Raw genomic sequence first — 13,420 nt, forward strand, 5'->3', positions numbered from 1 at the left:
CCGCGCTTCACCAACCGGCTATTCCGTTGCAGGCGTCTCGTCGCCGGCGCCCGCTTCGTCCTCGCCGTCCTCGGGCTCGCTGCCGTCGTCGGGGATGCGCTCCACCGACACGACCTTGTCGCCGTCCGTCTTGAAGATGCGCACGCCCTGCGTGTTGCGGCCGGCGATCCGCACGTCGTTGACCGGGCAGCGGATGAGCTGACCGCCATCCGTCACCAGCATGATCTGATCGCTGTCGACCACCGGGAACGACGCCACCAGCGGTCCATTGCGGTCGTTGACGACCATGGCAACGATGCCTTTGCCGCCGCGACCGGAGATTCGATATTCGTACGACGACGAGCGTTTGCCGAAGCCGCGCTCCGACACCGTCAGAACGAACTGCTCTTTGGCTGAAAGTTCGGCGAACCGTTCCGGCGTCAACTCGGCAGCCGCAGCTCCCTCGACCTCTTCCTCGTCCGCATCCGCCGCCTCGACAACCTCGTCAGCGATATCATCGCCCTGTGCCCGGCGCAGCATGTTGGCCTGCTTCAGGTAGGCGGCACGCTCTGGCGCGTCGGCACCGACGTGCGTCAGCACCGTCATCGAGATGATCTCGTCGCCGTCGTCAAGCTTGATGCCGCGCACGCCGTCCGAGTCACGTCCCTTGAACAGACGCACCTCGTCTTCCAGCAGGAAGCGGATGCAGCGCCCTTTGGCGGTGGTCAGCAGCACGTCGTTATCGGGCGTGCAGATATTCACCGACACGATCTGATCGCCCTCGTCGAGCTTCATCGCGATCTTGCCGTTGCGATTGATATTCTCGAAGTCCGACAGCGCATTGCGACGCACCCTGCCCGAGCGCGTAGCGAACGCCAGTTGCAGCGTGCCCCACGTCTCGGCGTCTTCGGGTAGCGGCAGGATGGAGGTGATCACCTCGCCCTGCGCCAGCGGCAACAGGTTCACCAGCGCCTTGCCCACGGCCTGCGGTGTCGCTGCTGGCAGACGCCACACCTTCATGCGGTAGCACATGCCGCGCGACGAGAAGAACAGCACCGGCGTATGCGTCGAGGCGACGAACAGCGTCGTGATGACATCTTCTTCGCGCGTGCCGGCGCCCGAACGCCCCTTGCCGCCACGCCGCTGCGCCCGATAGGTCGCCAGCGGCACGCGCTTGATGTAGCCCTTGTGCGAGACGGTGACGACGACGTCCTCGCGCTGGATCAGATCCTCGTCCTCGACGTCGCCGTCCATCTCGAGGATTTCGGTCTTACGCGGCGTCGCGAACTCTTCCTTGATGGCCGTCAGCTCGCCGACGACGATATCGACGATCCGCCGGCGCGAAGCCAGAATGGCGAGATATTCGCGGATCTCTTCGCCCAGTTTCTTCAACTCGTCGGCGATCTCGTCGCGTCCCAGAGCCGTGAGGCGTGCAAGGCGCAAATCCAGGATCGCCTTGGCCTGCTCTTCCGACAGCTTGTAGGTGCCCTCGGTCGACACTTTGTGCCGCGGATCGGCGATCAGCTCTACAAGCGGCGCGATATCGCGCGCCGGCCAGTCCCGCGCCATCAACTGCTCACGAGCATCCGCCGGGCTCGGCGCATAGCGGATGAGCTTGATCACCTCGTCGATGTTGGCAACGGCAATCGCCAAGCCAACCAACACGTGCGCGCGATCGCGCGCCTTGTTGAGCAGGAACTTGGTGCGCCGGCTCACCACCTCCTCGCGGAAGGCCGTGAACGCCTCGATCATGTCCTTGAGGTTGAGCTGCTCAGGACGCCCGCCGGTGAGCGCCAGCATGTTGGCGCCGAACGAGGTCTGCAGGTCGGAGTAGCGATAGAGCTGGTTCAGCACCACGTCGGCAACCGCATCGCGCTTCAGCTCGATGACGATACGCATGCCTTCGCGGTTGGTTTCGTCCCAGATATCCGAGATGCCCTCGACGCGCTTCTCGCGCACCAGATCGGCAATCTTCTCGATCAGCGTCTTCTTGTTGACCTGGTAAGGGATGGCGGTGACGATCAGCGCCTCGCGATCCTTGCGGATCTCCTCCACCTCGACCTTGGCGCGCATCAGGATCGAGCCGCGACCCTTGTGATACGCGGCCAGAATCCCGGCGCGGCCGATGATCAGAGCGCCAGTCGGGAAATCCGGTCCCTGGATAATCCCGCACAGCTCGTCGATGGTGATCTCAGGGTTTTCCAGCTGCGCCAGGCAAGCGTCGATGACCTCGCCAAGATTGTGCGGCGGGATGTTCGTCGCCATGCCGACAGCGATGCCGCCAGCGCCATTGACGAGCAGGTTCGGAAACTTTGCCGGCAGCACCGACGGCTCGAGCAGTCGGTCGTCGTAGTTCGACTTGAAGTCGACAGTGTCCTTGTCGAGATCGTCGAGCAGATACTGCGCCACCTTTGACAGGCGCGCCTCGGTGTAGCGCTCGGCCGCGGGCGGATCGCCATCGACCGAACCGAAGTTTCCCTGGCCGTCGATCAGCGGCACGCGCATGGAGAAGTCTTGCGCCAGACGCACCAGCGCATCGTAGATCGCGAGGTTACCGTGTGGATGGAAGTCGCCCATCGTGTCGCCCACGACTTTGGACGACTTCATGTGCTTCTTGTTCCAGTCGAGCCCCAGTCGCTGCATCGCGTAGAGGATGCGGCGATGCACGGGCTTCAAGCCGTCGCGGACATCGGGCAGCGCGCGCGAGACGATAACGCTCATCGCGTACTCGAGGTACGAGCGCTTCATCTCGTCCGAAATCGTCACGGGGCGGATGTCGCTCGGCTGTTTGCCTGCGGGCATCTGGTCGTCGGTGCTATCAGCCACGATTTGTTTGGGTCCGCTTCAACAGCGCGACGCACGCCTTTTCGGGGCGTGCGTCGGCAGGGTCAGAATCTGCCGTCAGATTACCCCAAACGCTCCCTCTGGTGCAACGTGCGCGACGCTTTGTGGCACCGTTCTCAACCTCATAATTTTCATCGCTAAATCATCAACTTATTGGCCGGCTTTATCCTCAGGACCCGCCCCCTCCCGCCCCGCATCGGACTTGAGAGCGTCACAGTCTGGCGCTACATGCCTGCCCGCGCCCACGTATGGTTAATCCTACGCGGGGCACGGGCGCCGACGACGGGCCCGTTCGAGAACAACAGGAGAGTTCGATGCAAAGAGGTGTGTTGGCCCTGGCAGCCGTTGCAGCGTTCTGGACGCTGCCGGCAATTGCAGACCCGGCCATCCCCCAGGACGTGTTCGTCACCACGCAGGGTGAAGGACAGTATCTCGCCAAGGATCTGCTCCTTGGCGCCAAGGTTCACAACAAGGATGGCGCCATCATCGGCGACGTCGAAGACCTCATCCTCAACGCCAACAATCAGGTCGAAGGCGTGATCCTGGGCGTCGGCGGGTTCGCCGGCTTCGGCGAGAAGCGCGTCGGCGTTGCCCTCCCCGCTCTGCAGATCAAGAACGAAAGCGGCGTCGTCATCGTCAGCCTGCCCGAAGCCACCAAGGAAACGCTCGATGCGCTTCCGGCCTTCGAGCGCAAGCAGCCGCCGAAGTCGCTCATCGACCGCGCCATCGAGAAGGCTAAGGAGCTTTCCGACAAGAGCTCCGTGACGGCGAAGGACGCCTACGAGAAGGCCAAGGAAGAGGCCGGCCCTGCGCTTCAGCGCGCCGAGGAAGCGGCCAAGAAAACCTACGAGGAGAGCGTGAAGCCCGCTCTCGACAAGGCCGGCGAGGCGACCAAGGAAGCCTACGACGCCGCCAAGGACGCGATGGCTCCCAAGCCTGAAGCAACACCGGCCGAGACGCCGCCAGCCGCAGAAGCTCCCAAGACCGAGGCTGCACCAGCGGCACCAGCCGAAACGCCGGCTGAGACCCCGCCGGCCGAGGCTCCGAAGGACGCTGCTCCCGCGCCCACGCCCTAAGCACGTTTCGCACGATCGAAGCTTCGAGAGCCCCGCCTCAGTGCGGGGCTCTTTTTTTATGCTGATGCAGTTTGTCGAGAACCTCAGCCACAAGCTCCAATTCGGATTTGCGCCCATCGACGCGAAGAGTGGGAGCAGTCTGCTCGGCAAGCCACGCTAAATGGCGGTGAAGACTGCGGCTCGTAAATGTCGGGTCATCGTAGCGTGACGCCCACTCGGCGAACGCCTTGTGGTTCTCGTGCATGTCATTCCCCGGAAGAATGCGGTCCCCGTAACGCTGTTTTTCCCGCTTCTTCAGCCTTGCCATGCGCACGGGCGTTGGCGTGATCACCATCACGATGAGATCGACGGTCGATATGAGTGAGTCTCCCCACCCGTCGAACGACCCTGACAATACCCAAGCCCCGTCCCCCAGCGCCGCGGCGATCATCCGCACGCGCTTCTCTACTGGGCGCTTCTCGGTAAAGGGCGGATCAGTCGGCATCCAGTAGAAGTCGTCGCAGTCGACGTGCAGGGCGTGCAAGGCCTTCGCCAAGCCTGCGCCGAGCGTCGTAACGCCCGAGCAGGACGCGCCTGTCAGATAAATCCTGCTCACGGCAGTCCCCCAAAAACGAAAGAGCCCGGCGGTGAGGCCGGGCTCTCGAAGTCAAGCAAGTCGAAGCCCAATCAGCGGCCGAGGACGCACACCGTTGCCGGGCCCTTGATCATGTTCAGTCCGAGCGTCTGCCGATACGTCAGGTCGACGCGGTCGATGATGCGACGCTCGCCGCGCAGATCGAGCGGAGGCGTCTCGTCGCCGTCGCCGATCTTCTTGCGCACGACGATCTGGTCGGGCGGCCCGCGCTCGTAAACGACCGTGAGGTCGATGAGTTCGATCTTGCTGCCGCGCACGAGCAGCTTGATCGCGCTGAAGCGTCCCTCGCGGCGACCGACGCGGATCGTATCGCGGTCAGGCTTGAGGCCCACCTTGCCGCAGCCCAACTCTTCCCAGCGCGCAACCGGCGGCGGAGGAGGAGGCGGCAGGTTCTTCAGTCCGAACACGGCGACCTTGGCTTGCCCACGGAAGCCCGGGCGCGAGCGGTAGACGATCTCGATCCGATCGATCAGGCGATCACCGCCGACCAGATCGATCGGCCGGGTGCGGTCTCCGGCGCGGATGCGCTGGCGCACGCGAACGTCCTGCGGCATGCCGCGCTTGAAGAACACCTTGAGATCGAGGATTTCGACGTCATTGTCGCGAACCTCCAGCGCAATCTTGCTGAAAAATCCCTCGCGGCGGCCGACGCGGATGACATCGCGGTCGACACCAAAGCCGACGGCCTGCTCGCCCAGCATTTCCCACTGCTCGCGCATGGGCGGCGGCGGCGGCCCGCGATCGTAGCCAGGAGGCGGCCCTCTGTCGCGGTCCCGCGGCTGAGCCGACGCAACGTCGGCGGTTACACCAAACGCAAGCACTGCAAGAAGTGGCGCCATAGTGGATCGCCAGAACATTATCTTCACTCCCTTAAGTTGCTCCCGCGACCGGTGCCGGCGGGCGGCAAAAGCAATGCGGGTCTTCAGCGACGAAATTGTGATAGCTGCATCAACCTGAATGCAGGCTGCACGTGAGCGGCCCAGCATTAACCCTTCATACCGCAGCCAAAACCGGTTGAAGCGCGCGTGACCGCCCGGAACAGCCGGCAGCCACGAAAAAACCCCGGGGAAACACCCCGGGGTCGAAGTACGGGAGTAGCGTGGCTCAGAACGGAATTTCGTCGTCCAGCTGCTTGTCGAAGTTACCGCTGCTCTTCGCTCCGCCCCCGCGCGGGGCCGAACGAGCCGGAGGCGCGTCGGAGTAACCGCCCGTGTCGCCGGCGTAATCTGACTGACCGCCCTCGCTCATGCCGCCCGAGCGGCCATCGAGCATGGTGAGATTGCCGTTGAAGCCCTGCAGCACGACTTCGGTCGAGTAACGGTCCTGACCCGACTGGTCCTGCCACTTGCGCGTCTGCAGCGCGCCCTCGATGAAAACCTTGGAGCCCTTGCGCAGGTACTGCTCAGCGAGCTTGCACAGGTTCTCATTGAAGATCACGACCGAGTGCCACTCGGTCTTCTCGCGCCGCTCGCCCGTCGCCTTGTCGCGCCAGGTGTCGCTCGTGGCGATGCGCAGGTTGGCGATCGGACGGCCATCCTGCGTGCGGCGGATCTCCGGATCCCTACCGAGATTGCCGACCAGGATCACCTTGTTGACCGAACCAGCCATGCCGTCACTCCTCGCATTCCGTGGCGCCAAGCGGGCGCCGAAAGCCCTCAAGCTCCTCACCCGCCGCATCAGCCACGATGAGTCGCACTCGCAACCTTAGTTACCCTATCGCGCCGCCCGAATACGGTCCGGGTCGAGGTTTGCACATGATTGTGTTTGCACGTTCGCTATATGTTCTTAAGCTAGGGTAGAATTTGCCGCTCTGCAAGGGGGGCAGCACCACGAACGAGGAGACCGCGGCCGCGCCTAGTTGCGCACGGTTTCCGCGGTCGATGACAGATCGCGCATCACCTTTTCAGGCATGGTACTCGCGGCCGGGCAGGAAGTTGCCCGCAGTCCGTCATAGACCGAAACCACATCGCCGCGGAACTGAGGCGCCAGCGCCCGCCGCGCGATGCCCGTGGCAACGCCCCCATTGCTCCACCGCGCGCTGCACATCAGCTTGGTCAGGTACGTCGTGAGGTCGACGGTATAGTTCAGAGCCGGCGGAACCGGCGAAGCCCCGATCCAGCTCTGCCAGCGCTGCTGATCGAGCGAGCCGCTCCACTTTGCGTCCTGCGCCGCCACCTGCGCCACGAACTCCTGGCTCCGCTGCCGCAGCTCCGGATCGGCAATCTGCTCCATCCGCCCCTTCATCGCCGCCCGCTCCTGCTCGTCGGGCGCCCGCACCACCAGCTGGCTCAAGTCCGTAAGCCCGGTAGAATCCCACGTCGGCGGCTGCGTCATCCACACGGCTGCGCCCCGGAGGTCGCTGCCCGTCATCTTCATGCCAGTCATGTCGACGCCGAGCAGCCGCGCATTCTGCAGGCTGGCAGCTTCGATGCTGGCGTCACGCAGCACTGCACCATCGAGCCGCGCGAAGTTCAGCAGCGCCCCCTGCAGCGAGGCGCTGGAAAAATCGGCCAGCTGCAGCTGCGCGCCGGTGAGATCTGCCCCCTGCAGCGAGGCATTGAGGAAGTTTGCACCCTCGGCTCGCACCCCGCCTGTGAGGTCCGCCTTGTCCAGGCGCGCATTCGACAACGACGCCCCGACCAGCGAGGCGTTCGCCAGTTCCGCCCCTTCGACGAGCGCCTCGTCGAGCTTGGCGCCATCGAGGTCGATGCCCCATAGCTTCCCCTGGCCCAACTTGGCGCGGCTGAAATCGGCCCCCTTCGCCGAGGCGCACCGCCCCTTCACCCGGTTGTTGCTGAGCAGAACCACATCCGGCTCCGCGCAAGCCAGCGAGACGTTTTGCAGGTTGGCGCCAACGAGGCTCGCCCCATCGAGCTTTGCGCCCGTCAGGTCGGCTCCCGACAGGTCAGTGCGGTCGAGCTTTGCAAAACGCAGATCACGTCCCCGCAGCCGCAGCGATTTGTCGGCCCCTTCATCCCGGTCGGCGACGAGATCGGAATCGGTCACGACGAGATTGCGCCGGAATATCCCGAACAGCGCTCCATCCGACGAAGCGTTGACGAACGGCAGCGCAAAGCCGCCACCCTGCTGCACCTTGCCCCCAACGGCGGGCGAAACCAGCCCCGTCAGCCGCTGTCCGATCCGGTCCAGCCGCTCACCCGGCACGGTCGCCGAGAAGTATGACAGGTATGCCGCCACCATCAGCACCAGCACCGTCGCGACGACGCTCAGCGGATGCGTGATCGTGGAGCGCAGAAACGCCTGGAAAAACGAGGTTTCGGCCCGCATCAGGAACACGCCGATCAAGAGGATTCCCGCGATATCCAGCGTCAGGAAAATGCGGTTGATCCACGTCGTGGTGACGTCGTGATAGGGCAGGAATGCCACCTGCATGTAGAGCAGCAGCACCACCGGCAGAATGACGATGGTGAGCCAGGAAATGAGGTTCAGGAAGCCGCTCATCACAGCCGAACGCTGCGGACCCGCCAACGCCTGCACCAAGAAGAAATTGTGCACCTCGAGCCGCAGCGGGTGCGTGCGCTTGTTGGACAGCTCCAGATAGCGGATCGCCTGGTCGAACTCGAGCGCCTTGCGCGCCAGCAGCACCAATTGTGACAGTATCCCCAGGTGGAACAGCACCAGCACGATCGGCGCAAACTGGAAGAATTGCTTGAGCTGGATCTTCACCTGCAGGATCGGCAGCTGCACCGGGGTTTCCAGCAGCAGCGCCTCGTGCGTGACACCGGCAACCGCAATCACCAGATAGGTCATGATGGCGAGGAAAATCAGCCAGCCGGTGTGCGCGGTGTCACTCGAGCTGTTCACCGCCTCGAGCAGACTGTAGGGATTGACCGGCGTCTCGGTTTCGGGAGAAAGACGAGCCCTGTCCGTCATGCAGTGACACCCCCACGCTGAACGCGTGCGAACTACGCAGACCTTATGGGAGAAAGTGTGACATCTGGCGCGCGTTTTTCCCCCGCGCGTTACAGAACCCCATCATCCCCCTTGCTCTTTCCCCATGCTGCATTGCATGAGTCAAGCAAGAGTCGGCACCATCGCGACTCTCGACGTCCGTAGCGGCCCAAGGGTGGCCGAAACACCGCAGGAGAGCACCCCGCGTGAGCGCCGCTCAGTATAACTGCCGCAAATGCCCCGGTTATTGCTGCTCATACCCGCTCATCCCCTTGGATAAGCGCGATGTCGAGCGCCTGGCCCGTCATCACAACATGACCTTCGAGGCGGCCAAACAGGCCTTTACCAAGGAGGACCATGGCCGCAAGTACGCCATGCGGCGCAAAAAGGATGACATCTACGGCCGCATCTGCCGCTTCTTCGACACCAAGGAGCGCTGCTGCACGATTTATCTGGCCCGGCCGAGTGTATGCCGGTCGTTCCCGGGCGGCGGCCGTTGCGGCTACTACGACTTCCTCTCCTTCGAGCGCCGCGCTCAGGAGGACGAGAAGTTCGTCGCCCTCACAAATCACGAGGACTGACACCGTTTCGCCTGTCATTCCGGGCGAGCAGGCCGCGGCCGGCGAGACCCGGGACCCAGCGAACGAGCGGCGCAGCCTCATTCTTTCGCCGCTAGCCCGTCGTCACGGCCGTTTCGACGTCCGACGGATCGACCCGCCGCTCAAGCCCACGCGCCAGCTTCTCGCGGTCGAGCTCGCCCTCCCACGCCGACACCACGATCGTCGCCACACCGTTGCCGATGATATTGGTGAGCGCCCGGCACTCGCTCATGAACTTGTCGATGCCGAGCACGATCGCCATGCCCGGCACCAGCGCCGGGCTGACCACCGCCAGCGTTGCCGCCAAGGCGACGAACCCTGCTCCCGTCACCCCGCTCGCCCCCTTTGACGTCAGCATCGCAACGCCGAGGATCACGAGCTGCTCGCCGAACGTCAGCTCCACGCCCAGCGCCTGCGCGATGAACAAGGTCGCCAGCGTCAGATAGATGTTGGTGCCATCGAGATTGAACGAATAGCCGGTGGGCACGACCAGGCCCACCACCGACTTCGAGCATCCCAGCCTCTCCAGCTTCTCCATCAGCTGCGGCAGCGCGCTTTCCGATGAAGACGTGCCCAGCACCAAAAGCAGCTCATCGCGGATGTAAGCGAGGAAGCGGAACATGGAAAAACCCGCCGCCCGCGCGATCAGGCCCAGCACTACCACCACGAACAGCGCCGACGTCACATAGAACGCCGCGATCAGCCCCGCGAGATTGCCCAGCGCCGACGGGCCATACTTGCCGATCGTGTACGCCATGGCGCCGAACGCACCGATCGGCGCAGCCTTCATGATCACGGCGATCACGCCGAAGAAAGCGTGCCCCATATCATCGACCAGAGCGCGCACCGTGTGCCCGCGTTCGCCCAGCACCATCAGCGAGAACCCGAACAGGATCGAGATCAGCAGCACCTGCAAGATCTCGCCATCGGCAAACGCGCCAACGAGACTGTTCGGGATGATGTGCAGGATGAACTCGACCGTCGACTGATGCGTCGCGCGGTTCGCATAGTCGGCAACAGCGGCGGCATCGGCCGTTCCGGAAAAACCGTCCCCGGGGCGCCACACATTGCCAACCACCAGGCCGAGCACCAGCGCCAGGGTCGACACCAGCTCGAAGTAGACGAGTGCTTTGACACCAACGCGCCCCACCTTCTTCGCATCCTCGATGTGCGAGATGCCCGACACAACGGTGCAGAAGATGATCGGCGCGATCGCCATCTTGATCAGCTTGATGAAGCCATCACCGAGCGCCTTCATCCACGGACTTTCGGCGACGTGCGGCGCAAGCCAGCCGACCAGAAAGCCCAGCACAATAGCGAAGAGAACCTGCACGTAGAGCAGCCGGTAGAACGGCCGGCGTTTCGGCTTCACGTCCTGTCCCGCAACCGCCTCGGCCATCATCGCCCCCCGCTGGCTTCCCGCCGGGCGATCTAAGCAATTCGTCTTGCCACAGGCAATCAGTCGCTACTAATCGCGTCTCAGCCGACCGGTCCCGCAGGGGATTGCACATGCTCCGGCCTGATCCCGACGCCAACGATCCGCGCCGGGATACGCTGCAGCAGCGGGGTCCGCCCCAACAATCGCAATGCCCACGGCACTTGCAATGGCGCGGTCGAGCGCAGAACGGGCTGCGCGAAGCGGTTCTGTGCCAGCACCTGCAGACGCTGCGTCACCCGCGTGGGCAAGGTTCGCCGATGCTGGACCTTGGCAAGATCGAACGTCGTCAGCGTTCCATCCTTCAGCGGCTTCCAGAGAATATTGGCCGCCGCCACTGCATCCTGGATCGCAAGGTTGATCCCGACGCCCCCCACCGGCGACATCGCATGCGCCGCGTCGCCGATGCAAAGCAGCCCGGTGCGGTACCACGTGCGCAGCCGATCGATCTTGACGCTCAGCAGTTTGACATCGTCCCACGTCTGCAATTCGTCGACACGCCCGGCAAGGAACGGCAACGCCGCGGCCAGCTTTTGGCGGAATGCCGGCAATCCCGCTGCCTTGATCCTGTCCGCGGCTTCCTTGGGAATGACATAGGCGATCTGGAAGTAGTCACCCCGATCGAGTACGGCGATGAAGCTGCCGGCATTGAGATGACCGCCCGTCTCAGGATCGCCAGGCTTGCGCGAGATCCGCATCCATAGAACGTCGATCGGCGCGCCTACGTCCTCCACCGGAAGACCAGCCTTGGCACGTACCGTCGAATGACGCCCATCGCAGCCGACCGTCAGCGCCGCATGGACGTCAAGCGGTCCATTCGGCGTCAGTGCACGCACGCCCGCTATGCGGTGACGGTCGCGGATCAGGTCCACGACGTTCGCCTGCATCACCAGCTTGAAGTTCTTATACGCCCGCGCCTTCTCGGCGAGAAAATCCAGAAAGTCCCATTGCGGCATCAGCGCGATGAACGCATGCCGCTTCGGCAGAAACGAGAAGTCGGCGAAGGCGACGTCCTCTCCACCGATCTCGACCGACACCTTCTGCACCTTGTTGTGCGGCAGCTTCAGCAGCTCATCGAGCAGACCTAGCTCATCCATCAACTGCAGTGTTGAAGGATGAATGGTGTCTCCCCGGAAATCGCGCAGGAAGTCGGCGTGCTTCTCCAGCACCACCACTTCGATACCCGAGCGCGCCAACAGCAAACCCAGCACCATCCCCGCCGGACCACCGCCGACGATACAGCACGTGGTATCGAGACGTTCGGCCGGAGATGCTGCATCTCCGTTCATCGATTGAATCCGCAAGCCTGCATCAGTCCCTCGAAGCGCTGTTCCGATTCTTTCTCGACACTGTTCACTTTTTCCGGTGCGACGCCGCTCTCCATCAATCCCTTGGTGATGGCGACAACCTTGCTCGCACTTCCTTCGAGACTAGCCGTCAACACAAGTCGCAAGAAGCGCGATAGATCTGTGCCGGCCTTGTCGGCAAGACAGCTGCAACTGTCCTGCTGCTTCGGCACATTGCGCTTCTCGCACGCGTCCAGCAGTGCCTGCCGCTCCTCAGGCGGATAGCTGCCGCCGATCGCGAGGTCGGATTCCGTCACCTTCACGCTTTCAATGCCGCTCGCCCAATAGACGACACCGATGATCGCCACCGCGCCGGCAATGAACAACACGCCGAAAATCAGCAGCCCCCACTTCAGCACCGTCAGCTGTCGCGATGCATTTGCCATCTCAGATCACCCGTAAGCCTTGCCAGCGCCGCCGGGTATACCGGACCCGTCTGTCGAACGTTTGAACCACAAAAGCGCAAAGCCGATGACCGGCAGCAGAATATCCGAATAGAGCATCACGCCGGCATTGCCTGGCGCCATGTTCCCCGTCTCCGCGATGTTGCGGACGTGCCCGATCGCAGCGCCCCATTGGAAAAGCGCCGGCCCGAGGATAGCCGCCAGCCGCACCATGCAGTTGCCCTTGAAGGCGAGCAGCCCCACCGCCGCAAAACCAAGACTTGCATAGCCCACCTCGGCCTGGAACGGGCTATTCGCCCAGCCGATGAAGCTCGCCGCCACATCGCCGAAGAACACGTGGACCACGAAGTTGTAGAAGTAGGCGATCGCCACAGTGAACAAGATGAAGTAGGCGAGCAGCTCTTCCGCCACGTTGTCGAGCGCGAAGCCGCCCGGCTTCAACGCGATCGCGATCAGTGCAGCGACCACGCCGAACACAAAAAACGTCAGCGTGAAGTTGCTCATCGCCAGTCGAATGAGCTCGCCCATGTGAACCTCTGTTACCGATAGGTTTATCTGCATCGCAACATAGTTCGGCGGTTCCTAAGACCGCGTGTGCGGAACGAGAGTTTACAAAATTTCAATTCCAAATTTTGCAACGATATAGCCTTGCCGTCCCGGCATGACGAAACCATTTTCCCTTCAGCCCTGCCGACAGAAGCAGGTGCGTATGGACGACAGCAACCCAATCGGAGGAAGCAATGAAGGTTCTCACCGCCGTAGCAGCCGCAGCGTTTGCTCTCGCCCTTGCCGGACCCGCAGCCGCGGCCGTCACGGTCAAGAACACATCAGCCGGCGAGTTCACTGTTGGCGTCGACCTCGGTAATTCCGAAAAGGTCGAGACCATCGCCGCTGGCAAGGAGATCAAGGTCGATTGCCCCGAAGGCTGTGGCATCACCGGCCCCTGGGGCTTCTCCTGGAAGGTCAAGGGAGATGATGTCATCAGCTCCAACGGCGAGTCGCTGATCTCCGTTCAGGAGCCCGGCGAGAAGAAGAAATAACGACTAGCAATCTTACGGGCGATGTTTGCGCCCGCAGGCCGCGGAACCCGTCTTCCGCGGCCTTTTTTCTTGCCCGATGCGATTAGCTCTGCCCGCGCCGACCCATCTGCGCCTGCGCGTGCCTCAATACCTTTCGCGCGACCGCTCGCAT

General features: G+C 63.1%; 12 protein-coding genes. 3 read left to right on the plus strand and 9 right to left on the minus strand.

Features of this window, described 5'->3' with window-relative positions:
* Positions 1–18: 18 nt before the first annotated feature.
* A complete protein-coding gene (gene gyrA / locus NDB2M4_RS10625) occupies positions 19–2,781 on the minus strand; it encodes a DNA gyrase subunit A (protein ID WP_072374403.1) in 2,763 nt (920 codons plus the stop codon).
* A gap of 356 nt (positions 2,782–3,137) precedes the next feature.
* Here gyrA and NDB2M4_RS10630 point away from each other — a divergent pair, with 356 nt between their 5' ends.
* Entirely contained in the window at positions 3,138–3,899 is a 762-nt protein-coding gene (locus NDB2M4_RS10630; RefSeq protein ID WP_083556153.1) for a PRC-barrel domain-containing protein, read from the plus strand.
* 37 nt (positions 3,900–3,936) lie between these two features.
* On the opposite strand, the gene NDB2M4_RS10635 is transcribed toward NDB2M4_RS10630, so the two are convergent.
* The 4 genes from NDB2M4_RS10635 to NDB2M4_RS10650 form a co-directional block, all read right to left on the minus strand.
* Positions 3,937–4,494 carry an ATP-binding protein gene (locus tag NDB2M4_RS10635; protein ID WP_072374409.1) on the minus strand — a complete coding sequence of 186 codons (558 nt, stop codon included), beginning with the start codon at positions 4,492–4,494 and terminating at the stop codon, positions 3,937–3,939.
* A 71-nt stretch (positions 4,495–4,565) separates the two neighbouring features.
* A complete protein-coding gene (locus NDB2M4_RS10640; RefSeq protein ID WP_072374412.1) occupies positions 4,566–5,372 on the minus strand; it encodes a hypothetical protein in 807 nt (268 codons plus the stop codon).
* Positions 5,373–5,637: 265 nt separating this feature from the next.
* A complete protein-coding gene (locus NDB2M4_RS10645; protein ID WP_072374415.1) occupies positions 5,638–6,141 on the minus strand; it encodes a single-stranded DNA-binding protein in 504 nt (167 codons plus the stop codon).
* Positions 6,142–6,387: 246 nt separating this feature from the next.
* Positions 6,388–8,427, minus strand: a complete 2,040-nt coding sequence (locus NDB2M4_RS10650; RefSeq protein ID WP_072374418.1) for a pentapeptide repeat-containing protein — start codon at positions 8,425–8,427, stop codon at positions 6,388–6,390.
* Between the two features lie 224 nt (positions 8,428–8,651).
* On the opposite strand from NDB2M4_RS10650, the gene NDB2M4_RS10655 reads away from it, so the two are divergent.
* On the plus strand, positions 8,652–9,026 hold the full coding sequence (locus NDB2M4_RS10655; protein WP_072374421.1) for a YkgJ family cysteine cluster protein: 375 nt from the start codon (positions 8,652–8,654) through the stop codon (positions 9,024–9,026).
* Between the two features lie 91 nt (positions 9,027–9,117).
* Here NDB2M4_RS10655 and NDB2M4_RS10660 read toward each other — a convergent pair whose 3' ends face one another.
* From NDB2M4_RS10660 to NDB2M4_RS10675, 4 genes are all read right to left on the minus strand, one after another.
* Positions 9,118–10,443, minus strand: a complete 1,326-nt coding sequence (locus NDB2M4_RS10660; RefSeq protein WP_171988078.1) for a dicarboxylate/amino acid:cation symporter — start codon at positions 10,441–10,443, stop codon at positions 9,118–9,120.
* An 80-nt stretch (positions 10,444–10,523) separates the two neighbouring features.
* On the minus strand, positions 10,524–11,768 hold the full coding sequence (locus NDB2M4_RS10665; protein WP_072374427.1) for an FAD-dependent oxidoreductase: 1,245 nt from the start codon (positions 11,766–11,768) through the stop codon (positions 10,524–10,526).
* Positions 11,765–12,211, minus strand: coding sequence for a hypothetical protein (locus NDB2M4_RS10670; RefSeq protein WP_072374430.1), 447 nt, complete (start codon positions 12,209–12,211; stop codon positions 11,765–11,767). Before NDB2M4_RS10670 ends, NDB2M4_RS10665 begins: the two co-directional genes overlap by 4 nt.
* 6 nt (positions 12,212–12,217) lie before the next feature.
* On the minus strand, positions 12,218–12,757 hold the full coding sequence (locus tag NDB2M4_RS10675; RefSeq protein ID WP_072374433.1) for a DUF6790 family protein: 540 nt from the start codon (positions 12,755–12,757) through the stop codon (positions 12,218–12,220).
* Between the two features lie 212 nt (positions 12,758–12,969).
* On the opposite strand from NDB2M4_RS10675, the gene NDB2M4_RS10680 reads away from it, so the two are divergent.
* A complete protein-coding gene (locus NDB2M4_RS10680) occupies positions 12,970–13,269 on the plus strand; it encodes a hypothetical protein (protein ID WP_072374435.1) in 300 nt (99 codons plus the stop codon).
* Positions 13,270–13,420 lie beyond the last annotated feature (151 nt).

It is taken from the genome of Hyphomicrobium sp. NDB2Meth4 (assembly GCF_900117445.1).
Lineage (GTDB): Bacteria > Pseudomonadota > Alphaproteobacteria > Rhizobiales > Hyphomicrobiaceae > Hyphomicrobium_A.